This window comes from Anaerolactibacter massiliensis, assembly GCF_900290205.1.
Lineage (GTDB): Bacteria > Bacillota_I > Bacilli_A > Erysipelotrichales > Erysipelotrichaceae > Bulleidia > Bulleidia intestinalis.
In genome coordinates, this window is sequence record NZ_OLMH01000002.1 from 1030592 (window position 1) to 1049361 (window position 18770).

Below are 18770 nucleotides of genomic sequence, written 5' to 3' on the forward strand. Positions count from 1 at the left end.
CGATTGCCTACCACCGGTTTTTCACCTTCTCTGCAAAGCCGAGGAACTCTTTCAGAACGACCTTTCTTCCATCATCCAGAATGCACGTCCCGGAGAACTTTCCGAACACCTGATGCTGAAGGGAATACAGAAGCTTCACATCAGTTTCCGCATGGCGGTCCAGAATCGGCTCGAACACGAGATTCACGCGGCCATTGTTTTCCGTGAAATGCCATGCTGAAAGGAAGTCATCGCTTCCATCTGCATTTTTCGGAATCCGGAACGTCACGCGGTCCAGCTTATGGCCGATGCCATCATAGAAGAGAATATTCTCGCTGGCAGCCGAGGTATCGCCGAAGCCATATCCGAAATTGAAACCGAATGAATGCCCGTCGACGTAACCGCTGGCATTGGACCAGTACCAGGTTCCTTCTCTAAGCCATACGCCTCTGCCCCAGTCCAGGCATCCCGTTGCCGCAGCAGGATCGAAATGATGGACACGCCCGCCGAGTGCGATGTATCCCTCCGCTCTCAGACAGCAGATTTTCTGATTGTAATAGAATGCCTTGCGATCTTCCGCATAAGGCGTCAGAATCACCAGCGAGTCCTTCGGCTCATCCCTCAGCCAGAGATCGGCATCCAGCGGCAGACCATCCGAAAAATCAAGCACATGCGCAATGAGATGCCGTTTCCCGTTTTCATGCGTGAATGCAAGATCCATCTTCTGATTCCGCCAGAACACATCGCCGGTTCCGGAATCAGCAGGAAGATGCGTTCTGCCCATCGGCATGGCATTCATCTCGGATTTCGTCACTTCTTCCGGGATGCTGAAGTCCAGCAGGCTCACGCTGCCGAGGCCCATATAGGAATTATCGTCAATCGTCAGGGCCAGGCCGAATTCATGATCCGTGATGAGATAGTAATCCCATTCCTTGATGCGCAGCGGACTGGCCTTGATGCGCTTGCGATCATAGGTCTTGACCAGGCTTCTTGCCCAGCCCCGCTCAATCAGCTCGCCATGAGAATCAAGCAGCTGACCATGTTCTGTGAGTTCGTGTTCCATGTGCACTCCCTCCTCTTTCTTTTATCCTAGCATATTCCTGGAATCATGCTTCACATGGATTCCGAGCAGTTCGGCAAGGACCACGGCCTGTTCTTCATTGACGATGATTCCTTTGAGATCTACCATGCTGACCAGCATCCCGCTGATCGAACAGGTGCTGAAATCCATTCCGGCAAGCCGGCATCCTCCGAATTCAGCCTGCTCGAACAGATCTTCTGACAGTTCCATGTCCGCAAACGTGCAGGAAGTGAATGAACACTCCGAACATTCTGAAGAAAGAATGGCTCCGCGCTTCCACCGGGAAGCACCGAAGCTGGCATATCTCATGCTGCAATGCTGGAACCGGATATCCTCAAAGAACGAATCTTCCAGATCCGTTCCGATCAGCCGGCAGTCTTCAAACGCACATCTGCGGAACGCAGATTCCTGCATCCGGCAGTTGGAAAAATCGCAGTGCACGAACAGACAGTCCGTATATCCGCAGGATTCCATGGACTCCGGCAGCGTGACATGATCAAACCGGCACCCTGAGAAACTATGATCGATGATCTCGCCGGTGATGGTTTCCTTTTCATACCATTCCTGATCATGCCTCAGGATCTCCCCATTGAAGGAAGTCTTCTCAGGAATCACAGAAAAAGAAGGTTCTGAACGCTTCTTCATTTTTTGACCGGCTGTTCTGGTTTCAGGGCAGGCTTCTTCTGATCAAAGAGACGATAGAACTCGTCCGGAACCGGAGCTTTCATCTTAATGGTCTCGTGGGTTTCCGGATGGACGAAATCCAGCTCGCTGGCATGAAGACCGAGTCTTGCGAACGGAGTCTTGCCATCTCCGTATTTGTCATCCCCGACAATCGGATGACCGATCGAAGCCATCTGCACACGGATCTGATTCTTTCTTCCGGTTTCAATCGTGACCTTCAGAAGCGAGTATTCCTCATTCTCCTTCACGACTTCATAATTCGTGATGGCCTTCTTGCCCTTCTTCTTGTTCTTCGTGATATAGACGATATTGTTTTCATTCTCTGCCAGATAGTGAACAAGACGTCCTTTCTTCTCTTCCAGAGTTCCGTTCACAACGGCATAGTATTCTCTGAGCGTGATGTCTTCATTCCAGTGCATCCGGAGCATGCTGTGGACCTTGATGTCTTTGGCAAACACGAGAACCCCGGAGGTTTCCTTGTCAATGCGGTGCAGGATATAAGGACGATTCGATGCTCCCTTCATCCGCAGATAGTCGCAGGCATACGAATACGCGCAAAGACGCTCTTTATCTGATTCTACCGACAGCAGTCCGTTGGGCTTATTGATCGCCAGAAACTGATCATCTTCATAGATGATCATCGGAATCAGCGGACTCTCAATCGTCTTCTTCTTGCCAAGCCGGACGGTATTCTCCATGCGCACCGGATTCTTCGCAATCTTCACTTCATCATCCTTGGCCAGCGGATAATCAAACTGCGTCACTGGCTTGCCGTTGACCAGAACCTTGCGGTCATGGAGGAGCTTCTTGACACTGTTGCGCGACAGCGGGATCTTGCTCAGCAGAAAATCCAGCAGAACAGTACTGTGCGGAATGACCCACGAATACGTATACCGTACTGCAGGGTATTTTGCTGCCTGTTTCTTTTCTGTTTTCTGTCTGGTTTTCTTCGCGGCCTTTGCGGCTGTTTTCTTCGGTGCTTTCGCCCGCACCGGATGGCTTCCTGATTTCTTCTTCATTGCAACCATGATATCATGCCTGTCTACCGGTTCAGTTTCCGGCGGTATACGTTCCGCTGATCGTTTCGGAAACAATCACATTCCCGCGTAATCCGCCCGCGGTATCCATGCCTGCAAGCAGGTCTTCCGGACTGTTCCCTGCCGCATCGAACGTGCCAGGCAGCGCATCCGGAGCCGCCTTCAGGGCATAGACCGTCACTTCATACGTATGGGTTCCGGAGGGCGGATACGGTCCTTGATAGCTGCCTGGATTCTCGCCTTGTGACAGGTGTGTGCGCTTGATTCCTGACGCAATCCAATGCAGCCAGTTATTTCCATCCGGGTCGATCATTACAACGGCATATTCCTCCGCCCCTTCCACGGCATCGAAGGAAAGTTCCGGAGACAGGTTCTGTCCGCTCCCATTTGAAGCGATCACGGAGTTCCAGACGCCATCAGAAAGATCATCAGAAGAAAGATTCAAGAAAAGAACAGCCGGTTCTGAAGAAGCAGGCACTGTCGAAGAACTTTCCGGCATTACAGCAGCACTCTGCTTTGCTTCAGTTTCTGCAGCAGCACTGCCGCAGCCTGCCGCAAACACTGCCAGTATCACTATCAGCTTTTTCATCCGATCATCTCCTTTGCTGCTTCTTTCACGAGTACATCCGGAATCGAAGCACCATGCTGGCCTACAGCAAGCGCACTGATGCGGCTGGCAAAAGAAAGCGCATGATCCACATCCAGGCCAAGCATCCTTCCGGCGATGAATGCTCCGATATGCGAATCCCCTGCTCCGTTTCCATCAATATGCACTGCCGGAAAGGCAGGCGCTTCATGGTAGGAACCATCCGGTTCCATGCATGCACTGCCATAGCGGCCATCCGTGATGATGACCAGATTCCCGGTAATTTCTTCCAGGAGCCGGCAGCAGCGTTTCAGCGTATTCTCACTCGGAATGATCAATCCCTCTCTGGCCAGGAAAGAATATGCTTCCCGATGATTCAGATGCAGGATCGGGTGAATGGCAAGCAGGCGGTTCTGACGTTCCCGATCGATATTCAGGATTCTCGCTCCCGGGGCATAGTAGAGCAGCAGCTCCGGATGTTCTTCCATATACGAAACAATGGCTTCGCCAGTATCTTCCTCGATTTCCAGGCCGCAGCAGTAGGCACACTGATATTCCGAAGCATCCATGGCATCAAGCCAGGCTTTCTGAAAATGATACTCCGCTCCATGGATGGCAAGGAACGTCCTGTTTCCTTCCTGGTCCACGATGCAATAGCAGCATCCGTTTTCTTCTTCCGGCCGCACCCATGGCTCAATGCCCTCTTTCCTAAGACCTTCCGCGACCATCTGGCCGTAGAAACCGGTCCCGACTGGCGAGCATTGCGTCATCGGCACATGCAGCTGACGGAGTATTTTTCCGACATTGTAGGAACAGCCTCCCATGGACAGTTTCTGTCCGTAGGGATTCACATCTTCTTCCACCTTCGGAAGATGATCGACCCGGATCGTGACATCAATCACGCTGGAACCTATTACCATTGCTTTTTTCATGGGAATATCATAGACCGCGCGGGCAGGAAAAAACAGAAATAATTGACTTACTGTCTGGTCTTTTCCCAGTATGCGCCCATTGACTGCCCGGGCTGGCCGGTGACTTCATGATTCAGGAACGCAGAAAGACCATCTGCGGCAGGATCATAGGTGAGTGCGCTGGCAGTATCCGGAAATTCAATCTCCGCATACCAGAATTCCGTCGGCTGCCCTTCATCGACATGGTTCACTTCCAGATGTCTGCCGCTCTTCAGCAGATACGTTCTTCTGGTTTTCGGAATCAGCGTTTTGCCGATGAGGTCTTCAATCTCGTGATACTTCTCTTCCGGGATACTGATCTCGATTTCTTTCCGGGACAGGGTTCCGCTGCTTTTCAGGCAGAGGATCCACGCATCCTTGCATGGAACTTCCGGAAGAATCGAATAGACGGTGCTTTCCCTGCGGATGCGGACCGTGGGATGCACGGAAACATAGCCCTGGTCCATCTTCTGTTCCAGCAGCAGTGAGAGTTCTCCATCCGGCCAGCCGTTCACCAGCCACTTGCGTTCCGTTTCAATGGGTGCCTTGATTTCTTCGTTCATATCAGTTTTCTCCGTTCCTATTGTACTTCTGAAAATGGATCTGCTGACAGCGTGATAGAATCAGACCGGAAAGAGAAACGCAGATGAATATTGCCATTGACCAGAACTCTGAGGTTCCTGCCTACCTGCAGCTGTACCGCCAGCTGAGGGAAGAGATCGTGAAAGGAATGTACTCCTACCGCTCCCGTTTTCCGAGCAAGCGGACGTGCGCGGAAGAGACCGGCCTCAGCGTGATCACGATCGAGCATGCCTATGCGCTCCTGTGTGAAGAAGGATATCTCGAAAGCAGAGAGCGTTCCGGGTTCTTCGTCTCTTATACAGAAGAAGAAGTCAGGCCTGTCCAGGAAGCACTGCCGGATCTGAAGCCGATGACAGGTCTTTCCGAAGACGAGGAAGCGTTTCCGCGTTCCGTCTTTGCCAAGACGGTCAGGAATGTGCTTTCGATGCGGGAGAATGAGATTCTCGAGAAATGCCCGGGTAAGGGACTCTCTGAACTGCGCAGCGTGCTTGCTTCGTATCTGGCCAGATCCAGAGGCATCACGGTGAATCCCGAGCAGATCGTGATCGGCAGCGGCAGCGAATATCTGTATTCCCTGATCGTGCAGCTTTTAGGCAGGGAGCGTGTCTTCGGCATCGAGGATCCTTCGTATGAACGCATCCGGGAAATGTATGAGTCCCAGGGTGTTCAGGTAGAACTATTGAAGATGGGAAGAAACGGCATCCGCACGGATGAGCTTGCCCGCACGAAGGCAACGGTTCTGCATCTGACGCCGTTCCACAGCTTTCCGACTGGCATCTCTGCGGATGCATCAAAGAAGCAGGAATACCTGCAGTGGGCAGAGAAGCATCATGGCATCCTGATAGAAGATGACTATGACAGTGAGTTCACGGTTTCTTCCAAAGCCGAGGATACGCTGTTTGCGATGGAGCCGCATCATTGGGTGTTCTATCTGAACACGTTCAGCCGCACGATCTCGCCTTCGTTACGGATCTCGTATATGCTGATGCCGGAAACCTTCCTGGACACCTATGAAAAACGGGCAGGCTTCAATGCCTGCACCGTATCCACGCTGGTTCAGTTAGTGACTGCAGAGCTGATCGAACACGGCGATTTCGAACGCCATATCAACCGCGTGCGCAGAAGAAGACGCCGTCAGCCGAAATGATCAGACCTTCTTCTCCATCAGCTTCTGCCGCTGTTTCAGAGAACGTCTGAGCCAGCCGCCCTGCAGATAATAGATCACGAACAGAACAGAAGTTGCTGCCCAGGATATCGGATAGCAGCGCAGCGTATCGAAAATTGTCTGCGACGGATAGAACAGAATCCAGACAATCCGGAATGCCCCGATACCAAGGGCCGTCATGATCATCGGCATCAGCGAGTCCCCGCATGCCCGGATACTGGAAGAGAGAATCTCCACGCCGATGAACGTGATCCACCACGGCGCCAGATAGCTCAGCATGCTCTGACCGATCGCAATGACATTCTCATCCGGCGTGAACAGCCGGAACAGCCACTGTCCCGCTAACAGGCATACGCCGGTAATCAGGAAGGTTCCGATCGCATCGATGGCAAAGCTCTCGCGGATTCCCTTCTTCACACGATCGGTCTTTCCGGCTCCGAAGTTCTGTCCGGCACAGGTCAGAACGGCTGTGCCGATCGCTCCGGAATAGTTCCAGAACATCGCATCGATCTTCCCGAAAGCGGTATAAGCAGCTACCGTATCGGTACCGTATCCGTTCACACTTGCCTGAATGAACAGATTGGCAACACTGTAGAGACACGACTGGATGCCGGTCGGAAGACCGATGACGACAATCTGCTTCAGCGTTTCCGGATCATTGGACAGCGTGCGCAGCGTGAACCGGCTTCCCTCTTCTCCTTCGGCCAGAACTTTCAGAGTCAGCACGCAGCTGACTACCTGAGCAATGACCGTTGCCAATGCGGCTCCCGTAATGCCCCATGGAATCACCGCAACAAACAGAATATCCAGCACGATATTCGTGACGCAGGCCGCAATCAGAAAATACAGCGGTCTTCTGGAATCGCCCATCGCTCTGAGAATCCCGGCGCCGGTATTGTAGATCAGCGTCGGCAGAAGTCCGGCAAAGTAGATCCGCATGTAAATCAGCGAATAAGGGAAAATATCATCCGGCACATTCAGCAGGCGCAGGATCCCGGGAGCTCCCCAGATTCCGACTGCTGTCAGGATGATGCCCAGCACCACCGCCAGATACATGCCGGAATTGACGCCTTTTTTGACTCCTTCCCAGTCTCTTCTGCCATAGTACTGCGCTACGACGACGGTAGCGCCGGAGGAGAGCCCGGTCACGAATCCGACCAGCAGATTAATGACCGTGCCGGTAGAACCGCCGACGGCGGCCAGTGCTTCTTTGCCGACGAAGTTTCCGACGACAATCGCATCGACCGTATTGTATAGCTGCTGAAAGATCGTTCCGGCAAAGACCGGAAGAAAGAAGAGGAGCAGTTCCTTCCAGATGACCCCTTCCAGAAAATCTGTCTGATGACGCTTCATGAAACGATCCCCCTTCTGCTTGAGAGACATGTTAGCACACCTGTACCCTCTGCAGAAAGAGGAACATGCATGCTAGCCGATCAGGCGATTCAGCTGATCCTCAGATGCGGCAGGAACTGTCTTCAGAAGATGGCGGATGATCCGTTCTCTGGACTCTTCCGGCGTACGGGAATAGGCCCTGGTCACCCGTTTCTGTCCGAACTGCTGCTCCGGGGTCGTGTATTCAGCAATGCCCCAGCCATACGGCTCGCCATGCTTATCGAACGGATAGACAAACGTGCGGATATTCAGATACGTTTCCATCTGCAGCCTGGTCATGATCGTATCGAATCCCTTCTTCTCCTGATCATAGCCAGTCATTTCTTTCAATGCTTTCGTATCAATCGCATGATGTGCCATCACGGCATTCATGATGACCTGATCCGGATGCGGTGCTCTGCCCATATCGATGAGCGTATCGAAATCACAGCCATCCCGGCGGACATTGGCAAAGTCCGGAAACCATCTCATCGCGACAAAGCCGGCCTTCTTCCGGAAAAACTTCCCGTAGACTGCTTTTCCATTCAGAGATACTTTTCCTTTCCATTCCCATGGTCCATCCAGCGTATCCGAAAACCAGCGCTCTGAGGGCGTATGTTCTTCAATCGAGAAGCCCGGAATCTCATTGGCGAAGAATGGCAGAAAGCCATACTTCAGCACCAGTTCCTCCAGTTCTTCCGCATTATGAATCATATCTTCCATTCCTTTCTGATCAGACCCCTGCTTTCCTCCGCCATTTCATATAAGAGCGTATCAGAGACCGTTCCATCCAGCATTACGCTGATCCAGAGCCGATGATTCATATGCCATGCTGGGTAGATCCCTGGTTCTGTTCTCTTCGTGTCCTGCCGGAGATTCACGATCTCGGCAATTCCATCTCTGCCTGGCTCGAGCTTTTCATACGGAACACTCATGATCAGTGCATACCATTTTCCGCCAGTCCGGAAGACCGCCATCGTCTGATCATCCTTGAACGGATAATCCGGTTCTTCGGAATACTTCTGCTGCAGATATGCAGCAAGCCTGACTGCCTGATCCGATCGGAAACGAACATCGTCAAAGCATTCTTCCCTCACCTGCTTCAGCAGCGCTTCATACGCTTCCCTGACTTCTGACACAAAGGATCCGGTTTCCTGAGCAACCCGAAGAGGAAGAAATGGTTCATTGAATGCATTCTCAATGACTTCTCCGGGAAGAACGCCATCCGGGTTCACACGGAGTTCAGCCCGGAAGGCTCCATTCAGAAACGGGATGGTGTTCTGATACCCATCCCCGTTCTTCTGAAATCCGTTCTGCTCTGCTTTTTCCGGATTGAATCTGCTTCTGGCAAAGAGCTGTTCCTCGATCTTCTGATCAGTCAAGGTACAGGACTGCCTTTCCTTCTGCCAGCGTCTTCTTCATATCAAGAACCCGCTGATTCGAGGAACCGCGGAACTTCAGTGAGATATCCTTCTTGCTGAGGACAAACGGTCCGTCCACCAGGACATCGAGAAGACTCAGCATCTCATCCGTCACTTCGGTATGTTTCCGCTCTCCCGGCAGCAGGTCTTTTTCATAGACAAAGCCCGTATAGCTCCAGATATCCTTTTCCGGATATTCTGCTCTGACCTTTCTCAGCAGCGTGACCAGCACTCGCTGATTTTCCGGCTCAAATGGTTCTCCGCCAAGCAGGGTCAGGCCCTGGATATACGGATGATTCAGGGCATCCAGAATTTTCTTTTCCGTGTCTTCGGTATACAGCTTTCCATAGCGGAAGTCCCAGGTTTCTTTCTGGAAACAGCCTTCGCAATGGTTGGTGCAGCCGCTGCAGAACAGAGTCACTCTCACACCCAGTCCGTCAGCGATGTCATATTTCTTGATATTCCCGTAATACATATCCTTCTCCGCTTTCTGCAAGAACTATACCACGGAGAACGATCTTTCTGTCTGATCCTGCAATCAGAACTTTTCTATCTCTTCAGGCGGACAGACGCTTCCCGCGACAGCGCAGAGCGCACGGTATGCTTGGGCTGGAACGTGATCACTGCGGCCATCGGGGAACCTTTCATGCGCTCTGCCGCAAAGACCAGTCCGTTGTTATGGGCATCCAGCGTCGGCGCATCGATCTGGTCCGGATCTCCGGCCAGAATGATCTTCGTGCCTCTTCCCGCTCTTGTGATCACATCGCGGATCAGCGACTGGCTGGCATTCTGCGCTTCATTGCAGATCAGATAGGTATCTGCAAGCGATCTGCCGCGGATGAAATCCAGAGCGCATACTTCGATCATTCCGTCTTCCATCATGGTTTCCATCTTTGTCCGGATTTCAGAAGGATCGGTTTTCTTCGACCCTTTCAGCAGCATCTCGAGGTTGTCATAATACGATGCATAAAGAGGAGCCAGCTTCTCCTGCAGATCACCCGGAAGGAAACCGATATTACGGTAGGATTCTGCATTCGGCCGGCTGATCAGCATGCGGGAATAGAGGCCACGCCTCTCTCCTTCAAGCCCTGCAGCCAAGGAAAGGAATGTCTTTGCCGTTCCGGCAGCGCCGATCAGGATGACCAGCGGAATCTTGTCCGCCGGCTGCATCAGTGCCCACATCGCATACTGCTGCATCTCATTGAGAGGCTTGACGCTGCCGATCGACTGGTCCGGGATCAGGTTCAGATTTCCGCCCCGGTATACCGTCAATGCTGAGCTTGCAGATTCCTGGTCTTTCAGCGTGATGAATTCATTCTCGATGTAATTGCCTTTCGGAGCAATCGTATGCTTATCATAAATCTCGGCAATCACCGAGGCATCCGTCATCACGGTCTCGCTGCCAGTATAGCCGGATGATTCGATCTGGGTATTGTGATAGGATTCCGTCTGTACTCCGCAGACCGAGGCATTGATGCGCATCGAGACATCTTCCGTGACCAGGATCACCGGACTTTTCCGCTTCGACTGATTGAGTGTCAGACAGGCGGAAATGATCCGGTTATCCGGTTTTGCGATGGAATATCCGGCGGGAAGATTATCCGGATTGACACCATCTGGTTCAATGATCAGTCTTCCGCCATTAGTAAGCTTCACGCCTTTGATCAGATCGCCCTTCATCCGCAGCTCTTCCAGAATCCGGATCGTCTCCCGGGCATGATACCCGACTTCTCCGAATTCCGTCTTCTTGGCATCCAGCTCTTCCAGCGTGGTGCCAAGCAGATACACATCATTCTTTTCAAATCCGTTGATTGCGTTGGGAAAGTGCAGCAGGATAATCGTATCCAGGACAAAGCGTTTCCGCATCAGCTCTTCAGCTCCTTTGTTACCTGAAGTATAGGAAGCTGCGGAAAAGAACCGATGAAGATCCTGTAAAGTTCAGGATGATGGATCTCTGCATGCATGAATAAAGTTCTGCATCAGTCAAAGCAAGACCGGAAGAATGCAGAACGGTTCAGCAGGCTGAACTGCGTTTCCTCTTTCTGTACAGATTGACGAAGAACAGCACGACAAACACGATGCCGTTGATCGTCTTCAGCAGACTCACATCCTCCTCAAGGGTCCAGAGGACGAGGAACAGCAGGAACTGCGCAAAAAGGATGCAGTCGAGTATCGTGAATCTCTTCATCATTTCCGAGGACATGCGAACTCCTTTCTCCTGCATCGCAGGTGGATTCATAGTCTTTCTGAACTCAGTATTGCATGTTTCATGGATCTGAACAAGTAGTCAGATCAATGATTCAGCCTAAGCTGAATCAGAAAACACAGGCCGGATCAGCCTGTGCTTTCTGAAATGTTTGCAATTTACGAAAAGCTGAGTTAGCTCGCTCTTTACCACCCTAATCAGATTGCTGCTTGCTGGTTTCGCTCTTCTGCTGGTGATACATAGCCGCATAGATACCATTCTTCGCAAGCAGCTGTTCATGAGTTCCGCATTCGGCGACACGATGATCTTTCATGACAATGATCTGGTCGAAACTGCGTACGAGATCCAGACGATGGGTTGTCACAACAATTGTCTTATTCTTTTCCTTCTGAAACAGGTCTTCCAATTTCTTTTCAAAGGCGGTATCCAGAGCTGCAGATGGTTCATCCATGAACACAAAAGGACGCTCACTGTAAATACACCTCGATAGATCCAGCCGCTGTTTCTGACCGCCCGAAAAAGAGTCTTTTTCAATGAGAGCATCAAGCCCGCCCTTTGCCTGAACAAAATCAATACAATCTGTTTCAGACAGAGAATGTTTTACCTTTGCTTCATCAGGCTGATGGGATAAAGAAACATATTCTTTGATCGGAGAATAGAACAGGACCTGATCCTGCGGCATATAGGCAATCTGGTCCAGGGCCGGGGCAAGAAGCGTACCTGAGTCGGGCTGATATAAACCTAGCAGAAGCTTCAGCATCGTTGATTTGCCGCTGCCGTTTTCCCCGACAATAGCTGTATGACTGTTCCTTGCTATTTCCAGACTGCAATCCGCAAGAGCCGGATGTTCGCCATCATAACTGAATGAAACATGTTCAAGTGAAATCGAATCGGATGCTTTTCTGGTCTGGTCATATCTGGGAAGATCCACGATTTCATAGATCCGCTTCTCAGAGACAGCTGTTGCAGCTACCGTGTTCTTCCATCTGCCGAAGCCGATCATCATCTGGGAAATCTGGTCAATCATCGGCATGGCAACCATAACATCTGCAAAGGCGATCAGATGGTATCTCGCCAGTACAGCACCGGTGAAGATCAGGATCAGCAATCCAAGGCCTCCGGAAAAGAAAGCTGAGAACTCATTTCTGAAGTTATTCAGAGCATTGAATGAACGGATTGTTTTTGTCTGCTGGCTTAGTTTCTTCTGCAGAGACGAAAGCAGTACATCTGCCATTCGGAACGTATGGACTTCAAACCTTCCGTCTTCTACCTGCATGATACGATGAACAATTTCCTCATCCTGCTCCACCCGGTCTTTCTGCAATTCTGCACTGCGGTCAGCTTTCAGCTGGATAAGAAACAGATTCACAGCCGCAATCAGGAACGAGATCACCGCGAGCAGAACGTTGAAATATCCAAGTGTAATCAGGGACAGAATTCCTGAAAGAATTGGCTCTACCGTCATGGAAAACAGTTCATACCCGCACATTTTCGTACTGACAGCAGCTGCATCTCTTGTCATTCTCTGCTCAACATCATCGACGGTATACTTCTGAGCATCTTTTTCTTCAGCCTGCATATAGCTCCGCAGCATATCGCTGAGAATCTGATCAGCAGTCTTAAGTTCAATCCATTTGATGCCATGAACGGCAATGCCGGAAAGCGGCGAAGCAAGGATTGTAATAACCAGATAGAAGATAATAGTCTTTGCACTCTGCCTGACCTGATCAGGTGTTTCCAGCAGCATCACTATTTCTCTTAACAGAAAACCGTAACAGGTAAACAGTGCCCAGAAACCAGCGGTCCCAAGAAGGCTGAGGACCAGGTAGCGGAAACGATACGGACGAAGATACTGAAGAGTCCGCTTTTTCAGATCATTGCTGTTCATAATGCACCTTCCGATCATGGAATTCCTTCCGGCTGCCATCGAACGTAATATGGCCATCCGCCAGACATATGACACGGTTCGTATAGGCAACAAGCTCCGGCTGATGAAGAATAAATACAGCTGTCTTATCCTGAAGTTCCTCCCGGAGCATATGCATGATCCGATCAGCTGTCAGCGGATCGCAGGCCGATAATGATTCATCGAAGAAGTAGAGATCATAGTGATGCAGAATCGCTCTCGCAATGGCAAGACGCTGTTTCTGACCGCCGGACAGATTCGAGGCATTATTCAGCAGAGGTTCATCAAGACGATTCGTCAGCTTCTGAACAAACTGGAGAGCTTCTGATTTCTCCAAAGCCTGCTCAAGTTCCTGGTCTGAAAACTCAGTGCCGCAGCACAGATTTTCACGTATCGTCCCATCAAAGAAGAAGGGATCCTGCGGTACAAGAAGACTGTTCATCCTCTGCACTTCTCCAGAATCAGGCTTCAGAAAGCCCGCCATCAGATGCAGAAGCGTTGTTTTTCCGCTGCCATTCTTTCCGATTAAAGCAACCTTTTCTCCCTTGTGAAGGGTGAGTGTGACATTTTCTACCCCAGCTGTCGTACCCGGGTAATGAAAGGTTGCAGAATTCAAGGTCTCCTGATCATAGTAGTTCTGTTTCATTACTTCATCTTTTTCCGTCAGGAAATCAGCGACTTTTTTTACGCTGACAGAGGCCTGCTTTGCCATCAGTATATAATCCACATAGTGAACCTGGGCAGGCACAGATCCCAGGCAGAAATAATAAAAGGAAAGCAATCCGGATACGGAAACCCTGCCAGTTGAAGTCAGCCAGAGGCCCGCAAAACAAAGAACAATCACCGGCATGATCGCACAGCCGATCCCAACTACCTTTAACGGCATGGCAACCATATCGCTGGCAAGAGAAGACTTATTGAAATCTCTCTGAGATTCCCGGAAAACATCTTCTCCATACGACTCCTTCTGATAAGTTCTGAATGCAATCCTGTTCTTCACCACATTCTCGGTCTGAACAAAGAACGCATTCTGCTTCTGCCAGGTTTTCTGATAAGCCTTCTCAACGGTTCCTGCCAGAACCCTCTGCAGAGCGATTCCGCCGATCAGACTGGCAAAGTACACCAGACAGAGAATCGGGCTCAGGTTCAATCCGAAAATCAGGGCACCCAGAAAACTGATTCCGTTAGAAATCAGAGCCGGCAAAATGCTTGAACAATAGGATTGAAAGGTCTCTGTATCCTTTGTTACAAGAGAATAGAGACCGCCGCGGTTGATCAGAGCATCTGAGAATACCGGCAGCGCGCATATCTTCCGCAGAATATTTCTGCGCGTTTCCTCACCGGTATAAGTCTCAATCCTTGAGCAGACCCAGTTATAAAAGCCGCCCCCTACGAACACATCCAGAATAAAAATCACCAAGGCATCTGAGATCAGTGTGACTGCCTTCATTCCTTCAGCAGTACTGATTCCGGTTGTCACATTGCCAAGAGCAAGCGAAGTAACGTAATCCAGTACCGTTACCACAGCAGACGCGATGACAAGCAAAATAAAACTGGTCCTCAGCCTCGGATAATAATGAAATAATCGTTTCAAAACTTCTTTCCCCTCCAGCCATTCACAATTATAGCGTGCAGAAATCTCTGATCCAATAGCAGAATCTCATTGCATTTTCCCGTAATTCCCACCAGGAATGTAAAGCCCAGCTGTCGCAGAAGAACTTTCCACAATTTTGGCTCAGGCAGTGCAGCTTTGAACCTATGAGTAGAAAAAGAACAGGAAGTAAACATGTGCTGCGGAAAATGGCTGCTTGCCATGATTAGAGGGCTGGAACAAGGTATATTTATTTTCCGGATATAATTAACTGCTATGTTCAGGAATTCTATCGGGGAAAGGATCCGTTTGATGAAGCAGGATACATTCGCGAGATGAAGAAATACGCTTCCGGAAAGATGACACGGTACCATCCGAACATCTATCGTGAAGCGATAAAGACCAGATCAAGATCGAGATAAATCAATAGAGCCCGGGAAACCGGGCTTCGTCAATTCAGGAATACATGCCGGAGACACGAAGATGAGCAGTTTCCGGACATCTGAGCAGATCAGATTTGGGACATTTGAGAAGAGCAGTAACACCAGAGCTCTACCGGCGGATTATGAGCAATCAGGATTTTCCGTATCTCGATCAGGATAACAATTACTACACTCTGAAACTGCGGTATATCAGAAAGCATGCTGCCCCGGGCAAATACATCTGCATCATCACTAATCTTCTGAATCAGGAAGAATTCACCGCTGATGATCTTCAGTACATCTATTATCTTCGCTGGGGTCAGGAAGGGTCTTATCGAATCTTCAAGTACACCATCGGAGTATTGAATTTTCATGCTCGGAAATATCACAATGTGCAGCAGGAGCTCTATGCAAAGATAGTGCTGTTTAACGCATGTCAGCTGATCGCAGGATGTGTTGATATGCATGATAGCAGCAATAATTCAAGGGTCCTTACGGAGCAGGAATATTTCGATATGAACAATTCCCCGGATAAGAAGTCAGATCCCGCAGCAGAAGATTACTGTTCCGTCAAAGCGGAAGCAATCAGGCATAAGCCGAATATTTCAGCTGCGGTCACCAACATCAAAGAATACCTGTCAGGCAAAGGGACTGAGGAGCGGATAATCCAGAGAATAAAAGATACCTGGTCCCGATAAGACCAGGCAGGTCATACTGCCGCAATATAAAGTCACAATCCGCGACGACGTTACTTTACAGGGCAGCGTAGCAACGTGGAATTCATAAGAACTCACTTTTGCCGGTAACATCATAACTCCAAAATCGAATTACGGTGTACTGATGTTTTCATTGCGGAAAATTTTCGCCTCACTTATCAAAATAGCAAGATGATTCAACTAGTACAGCTGGAAACCGGAGCAGTACAGGAATAATATTTCATTCCTTTATCCGATCTTCACGGTTACTGATCTGGTAACTGTCCTAATTGAATTCGTTGATTACTCCCATCATCAACTTCTTAGGTTAATTGAATGACATTGGCTGCTCCCTCCCGTTTTTCATCTGAATACAGAAAAATAAATCCCCGATTATCGGTTTGAGATGTTTACAGGAGCATTCTCCTCTGCCAATACGGTCAGCAAGCTCATTTTAAGAGAAGTATGTTATACGAATGCCGGTACTATTCATTTGACAAGCGAAGATATTGCCTTCAAAAACAGACAGGATCCGGAATTCACTGCCATCAGGAAATGTAATGCTGTCAAGTTCTTGAAGATGTGGCCTGGGCATTATATATTGCATCTTTTTCTTCTTAATTGAATAGAAGGTTATATGTTTAAAGATGTCAGCTTTCAATTGTGAATTTTTAGAACGAATGAGCAGATGAATATCATTGATTTGCAAATCACCAGTTTGCGAAAAAGAGCACCAGTTTATCGCTGATGCTCAGAAAAAGGCTTTAATATCGTGTTTTTTGACTTCTAATAGAAATAATGATTTTCAAAAATGAACAGGACCGATTGTCATGCACACGATTGAATTGTAAATTCATATTCTGAAACGTTATTTCTGAATCTTACAGATGAAGAACACGTTCCTTGATTTCCTGCGTACGGCCCTGATTCCAGAACTGGGTACCGATATAGCCGCAGGTACGTCTTGCGACGTTCATCGTGTTCTGATCCGTGTTGCCGCAGTTCGGGCATCTCCAGATCAGCTTGTGGTTCTCGTCTTCGACAATCTGGATTTCTCCGTCATAGCCGCACTTCTGGCAGTAGTCGCTCTTCGTGTTCAGTTCAGCATACATGATCGTATTGTAGATATGCTTCATCAGCGCAAGAACTGCCGGAATGTTGTTCTGCATGTTCGGGACTTCGACATAGGAGATCGCACCGCCCGGGCTCAGCTTCTGAAACTGAGACTCGAAAGTCAGCTTATCGAACGCATTGATCTCTTCCCGGACATTAACGTGGTAGGAGTTCGTGATGTAGTTCTTGTCGGTAACGCCCGGAATGATGCCGAAGCGTTCCTGCAGGCACTTTGCAAACTTGTAGGTGGTGCTCTCCATCGGAGTTCCGTAGACAGAGAAATCGATATTTGTTTCTGCCTTCCACTTTGCACATGCATCATTCAGGTGCTGCATGACCTTGAGGCCGAATTCCTTGCCTTCTTCGGTGGTATTGGACTTTCCGGTCATATAGCGGACGCATTCGCAGAGGCCGCCATAGCCAAGTGAAATCGTCGAATATCCGCCGTAGAGAAGCTTATCAATCGTCTCACCCTTCTTCAGGCGGGCGATGGCACCATACTGCCAGAGAATCGGAGCTACATCGCTCGGCGTCCCGAGCAGACGGTTGTGACGGATCATCAGCGCCCGGTAGCAGAGATCAAGACGCTCATCGAAGATCTTCCAGAAGTCATCCATGTTGCCCTTGGAGGAACATGCAACATCAACGAGGTTAATCGTGACGACACCCTGATTGAAACGGCCGTAGTACTTATGCTGGCCCGGCTTGTAGCTGCCGGCATTGGCAACATTGCCTTCGCCCGCATCCGTGAAGCGGTCCGGAGTCAGGAAGGAACGGCAGCCCATGCATGGATACACATCGCCTTTGAGTTCCTTCATGATCTTGGCACTGATATAGTCCGGCACCATGCGCTTGGCAGTGCACTGAGCCGCGAGCTTGGTCAGATAGTAGTACTTGCTGTCTTCATGAATGTTGTCTTCATCCAGGCAGTAGATCAGCTTCGGGAAAGCCGGGGTGATGTAGACCCCCTTCTCATTCTTGACGCCCTGCATGCGCTGCTTGAGCATCTCTTCGATGATCAGCGCAAGGTCTTCTCTCGTCTGTCCGGCCGGAACTTCATCCAGGTACATGAACACGGTGACAAACGGGGCCTGTCCATTCGTGGTCATCAGCGTAATGATCTGATACTGGATCGTCTGCACGCCGGTGCGGATTTCCTTGCGGACGCGCTCTTCTGCAACCTTGTTGATCTTTTCCTGATCGACTTCGATGCCAGCTTCCCGGAACTCTTCCGCAACGGTCTTCCGATGTTTCTGACGGGAGACTTCGACAAACGGTGCCAGATGGGAAAGCGTGATCGTCTGGCCGCCATACTGGTTCGAGGCAACCTGAGCGATGATCTGGGTAGCGATATTGCATGCAGTAGCGAAGGAATGCGGCTTATCAATCGTCGTCTCGGAGATGACCGTACCGTTTTCCAGCATGTCTTCCAGGTTCACGAGGCAGCAGTTGTACATCGGCTGCGCAAAGTAGTCAGCATCATGGAAATGGATGATGCCTTTCTCATGCGCATCGATGATATCCTGCGGCAGCAGGAATCTGCGGGTGATGTCCTTGGAGACTTCACCTGCCATATAGTCGCGCTGCGTGCTGTTGACGGTCGGATTCTTATTGGAGTTCTCCTGCTTGACCGTTTCATTATTGCGACCGATCAGAGACAGAATCTGCTTGTCAGTTGTATTGGCCTTGCGGACCAGAGCCCGTTCATAGCGATACGTAATATAGTTATGGGCAACCTGATATGCCTTCTCTGCCATGATCTCCGTTTCGACCATATCCTGGATCTCTTCTACGGAGACTGCCCGGGTGACCTGCTGGCAGCGCTTTACCACGCGGGCCGTGATATCACGGATCTGCTGATCCGTCATTTCCGCATTCTGAACCGTTGCAGCATTTGCCTTGCGGACGGCATTCTCGATTTTGCTCGCATCAAAAGCAACTTCTTCCCCACTGCGCTTGATTACATTCATGTCTGCTATCC

Annotated in this window: 17 protein-coding genes; 2 read left to right on the forward strand and 15 right to left on the reverse strand. The window is 50.0% G+C overall.

Annotation, left to right across the window (positions count from 1 at the left end):
• Positions 1-7: 7 nt before the first annotated feature.
• From C7E00_RS08425 to C7E00_RS08450, 6 genes are read right to left on the reverse strand one after another with little or no spacing between them, the layout of a single operon-like run.
• On the reverse strand, positions 8-1042 hold the full coding sequence (locus C7E00_RS08425) for a DUF2804 domain-containing protein (RefSeq protein WP_105303869.1): 1035 nt from the start codon (positions 1040-1042) through the stop codon (positions 8-10).
• 21 nt (positions 1043-1063) lie between these two features.
• Positions 1064-1705 (reverse strand): pentapeptide repeat-containing protein, encoded by a 642-nt coding sequence (locus C7E00_RS08430; RefSeq protein ID WP_105303870.1) that lies wholly within the window; start codon positions 1703-1705, stop codon positions 1064-1066.
• Positions 1702-2763, reverse strand: a complete 1062-nt coding sequence (locus C7E00_RS08435) for an RluA family pseudouridine synthase (protein WP_167836532.1) — start codon at positions 2761-2763, stop codon at positions 1702-1704. Before C7E00_RS08435 ends, C7E00_RS08430 begins: the two co-directional genes overlap by 4 nt.
• 31 nt (positions 2764-2794) lie before the next feature.
• Positions 2795-3370, reverse strand: a complete 576-nt coding sequence (locus C7E00_RS08440) for a YbhB/YbcL family Raf kinase inhibitor-like protein (protein ID WP_105303872.1) — start codon at positions 3368-3370, stop codon at positions 2795-2797.
• A complete protein-coding gene (locus C7E00_RS08445) occupies positions 3367-4299 on the reverse strand; it encodes a PfkB family carbohydrate kinase (RefSeq protein WP_105303873.1) in 933 nt (310 codons plus the stop codon). Before C7E00_RS08445 ends, C7E00_RS08440 begins: the two co-directional genes overlap by 4 nt.
• Before the next feature lie 47 nt (positions 4300-4346).
• Positions 4347-4880 (reverse strand): CYTH domain-containing protein, encoded by a 534-nt coding sequence (locus C7E00_RS08450; RefSeq protein WP_204378593.1) that lies wholly within the window; start codon positions 4878-4880, stop codon positions 4347-4349.
• Positions 4881-4963: 83 nt separating this feature from the next.
• On the opposite strand from C7E00_RS08450, the gene pdxR reads away from it, so the two are divergent.
• On the forward strand, positions 4964-6046 hold the full coding sequence (gene pdxR / locus C7E00_RS08455) for a MocR-like pyridoxine biosynthesis transcription factor PdxR (protein ID WP_105303874.1): 1083 nt from the start codon (positions 4964-4966) through the stop codon (positions 6044-6046).
• Here the strand turns inward: pdxR and C7E00_RS08460 are convergent, their stop codons facing one another.
• The 8 genes from C7E00_RS08460 to C7E00_RS08495 all read right to left on the reverse strand — a co-directional run bounded on the left by C7E00_RS08460 (position 6047) and on the right by C7E00_RS08495 (position 14562).
• Entirely contained in the window at positions 6047-7417 is a 1371-nt protein-coding gene (locus C7E00_RS08460; protein ID WP_204378594.1) for an MATE family efflux transporter, read from the reverse strand.
• A gap of 72 nt (positions 7418-7489) precedes the next feature.
• A complete protein-coding gene (locus C7E00_RS08465; RefSeq protein ID WP_105303876.1) occupies positions 7490-8158 on the reverse strand; it encodes an AlkZ-related protein in 669 nt (222 codons plus the stop codon).
• Positions 8146-8817 (reverse strand): MmcQ/YjbR family DNA-binding protein, encoded by a 672-nt coding sequence (locus C7E00_RS08470; RefSeq protein WP_105303877.1) that lies wholly within the window; start codon positions 8815-8817, stop codon positions 8146-8148. Before C7E00_RS08470 ends, C7E00_RS08465 begins: the two co-directional genes overlap by 13 nt.
• A complete protein-coding gene (gene nrdG / locus C7E00_RS08475) occupies positions 8810-9331 on the reverse strand; it encodes an anaerobic ribonucleoside-triphosphate reductase activating protein (protein WP_105304913.1) in 522 nt (173 codons plus the stop codon). The genes C7E00_RS08470 and nrdG overlap by 8 nt, the downstream gene beginning before the upstream one ends.
• 74 nt (positions 9332-9405) lie before the next feature.
• Positions 9406-10722 carry a PhoH family protein gene (locus C7E00_RS08480; RefSeq protein ID WP_105303878.1) on the reverse strand — a complete coding sequence of 439 codons (1317 nt, stop codon included), beginning with the start codon at positions 10720-10722 and terminating at the stop codon, positions 9406-9408.
• Positions 10723-10870: 148 nt separating this feature from the next.
• Positions 10871-11059 carry a hypothetical protein gene (locus C7E00_RS08485; RefSeq protein WP_135358193.1) on the reverse strand — a complete coding sequence of 63 codons (189 nt, stop codon included), beginning with the start codon at positions 11057-11059 and terminating at the stop codon, positions 10871-10873.
• Positions 11060-11255: 196 nt separating this feature from the next.
• Positions 11256-12950: an ABC transporter ATP-binding protein gene (locus tag C7E00_RS08490; RefSeq protein WP_167836533.1), complete on the reverse strand. Its 1695-nt coding sequence runs from the start codon at positions 12948-12950 to the stop codon at positions 11256-11258.
• Complete coding sequence (locus C7E00_RS08495) at positions 12937-14562, reverse strand: ABC transporter ATP-binding protein (protein WP_105303881.1); 1626 nt, start codon at positions 14560-14562, stop codon at positions 12937-12939. Before C7E00_RS08495 ends, C7E00_RS08490 begins: the two co-directional genes overlap by 14 nt.
• 562 nt (positions 14563-15124) lie before the next feature.
• On the opposite strand from C7E00_RS08495, the gene C7E00_RS08505 reads away from it, so the two are divergent.
• Positions 15125-15679: a hypothetical protein gene (locus tag C7E00_RS08505; RefSeq protein ID WP_105303883.1), complete on the forward strand. Its 555-nt coding sequence runs from the start codon at positions 15125-15127 to the stop codon at positions 15677-15679.
• A gap of 878 nt (positions 15680-16557) precedes the next feature.
• Here C7E00_RS08505 and nrdD read toward each other — a convergent pair.
• Positions 16558-18759 carry an anaerobic ribonucleoside-triphosphate reductase gene (nrdD, locus tag C7E00_RS08515; RefSeq protein WP_105303885.1) on the reverse strand — a complete coding sequence of 734 codons (2202 nt, stop codon included), beginning with the start codon at positions 18757-18759 and terminating at the stop codon, positions 16558-16560.
• Positions 18760-18770 lie beyond the last annotated feature (11 nt).

Excerpts from the sequence above, each read along its gene's own strand:
- C7E00_RS08425 (WP_105303869.1), bottom strand. The coding sequence starts at position 1,042 with ATGGAACACGAACTCACAGAACATGGTCAGCTGCTTGATTCTCATGGC.
- C7E00_RS08430 (WP_105303870.1), bottom strand. The coding sequence starts at position 1,705 with ATGAAGAAGCGTTCAGAACCTTCTTTTTCTGTGATTCCTGAGAAGACT.
- C7E00_RS08435 (WP_167836532.1), bottom strand. The coding sequence starts at position 2,763 with ATGAAGAAGAAATCAGGAAGCCATCCGGTGCGGGCGAAAGCACCGAAG.
- C7E00_RS08440 (WP_105303872.1), bottom strand. The coding sequence starts at position 3,370 with ATGAAAAAGCTGATAGTGATACTGGCAGTGTTTGCGGCAGGCTGCGGC.
- C7E00_RS08445 (WP_105303873.1), bottom strand. The coding sequence starts at position 4,299 with ATGAAAAAAGCAATGGTAATAGGTTCCAGCGTGATTGATGTCACGATC.
- C7E00_RS08450 (WP_204378593.1), bottom strand. The coding sequence starts at position 4,880 with ATGAACGAAGAAATCAAGGCACCCATTGAAACGGAACGCAAGTGGCTG.
- pdxR (WP_105303874.1), top strand. The coding sequence starts at position 4,964 with ATGAATATTGCCATTGACCAGAACTCTGAGGTTCCTGCCTACCTGCAG.
- C7E00_RS08460 (WP_204378594.1), bottom strand. The coding sequence starts at position 7,417 with ATGAAGCGTCATCAGACAGATTTTCTGGAAGGGGTCATCTGGAAGGAA.
- C7E00_RS08465 (WP_105303876.1), bottom strand. The coding sequence starts at position 8,158 with ATGGAAGATATGATTCATAATGCGGAAGAACTGGAGGAACTGGTGCTG.
- nrdG (WP_105304913.1), bottom strand. The coding sequence starts at position 9,331 with ATGTATTACGGGAATATCAAGAAATATGACATCGCTGACGGACTGGGT.
- C7E00_RS08480 (WP_105303878.1), bottom strand. The coding sequence starts at position 10,722 with ATGCGGAAACGCTTTGTCCTGGATACGATTATCCTGCTGCACTTTCCC.
- C7E00_RS08485 (WP_135358193.1), bottom strand. The coding sequence starts at position 11,059 with ATGTCCTCGGAAATGATGAAGAGATTCACGATACTCGACTGCATCCTT.
- C7E00_RS08490 (WP_167836533.1), bottom strand. The coding sequence starts at position 12,950 with ATGAACAGCAATGATCTGAAAAAGCGGACTCTTCAGTATCTTCGTCCG.
- C7E00_RS08505 (WP_105303883.1), top strand. The coding sequence starts at position 15,125 with ATGAGCAATCAGGATTTTCCGTATCTCGATCAGGATAACAATTACTAC.
- nrdD (WP_105303885.1), bottom strand. The coding sequence starts at position 18,759 with ATGAATGTAATCAAGCGCAGTGGGGAAGAAGTTGCTTTTGATGCGAGC.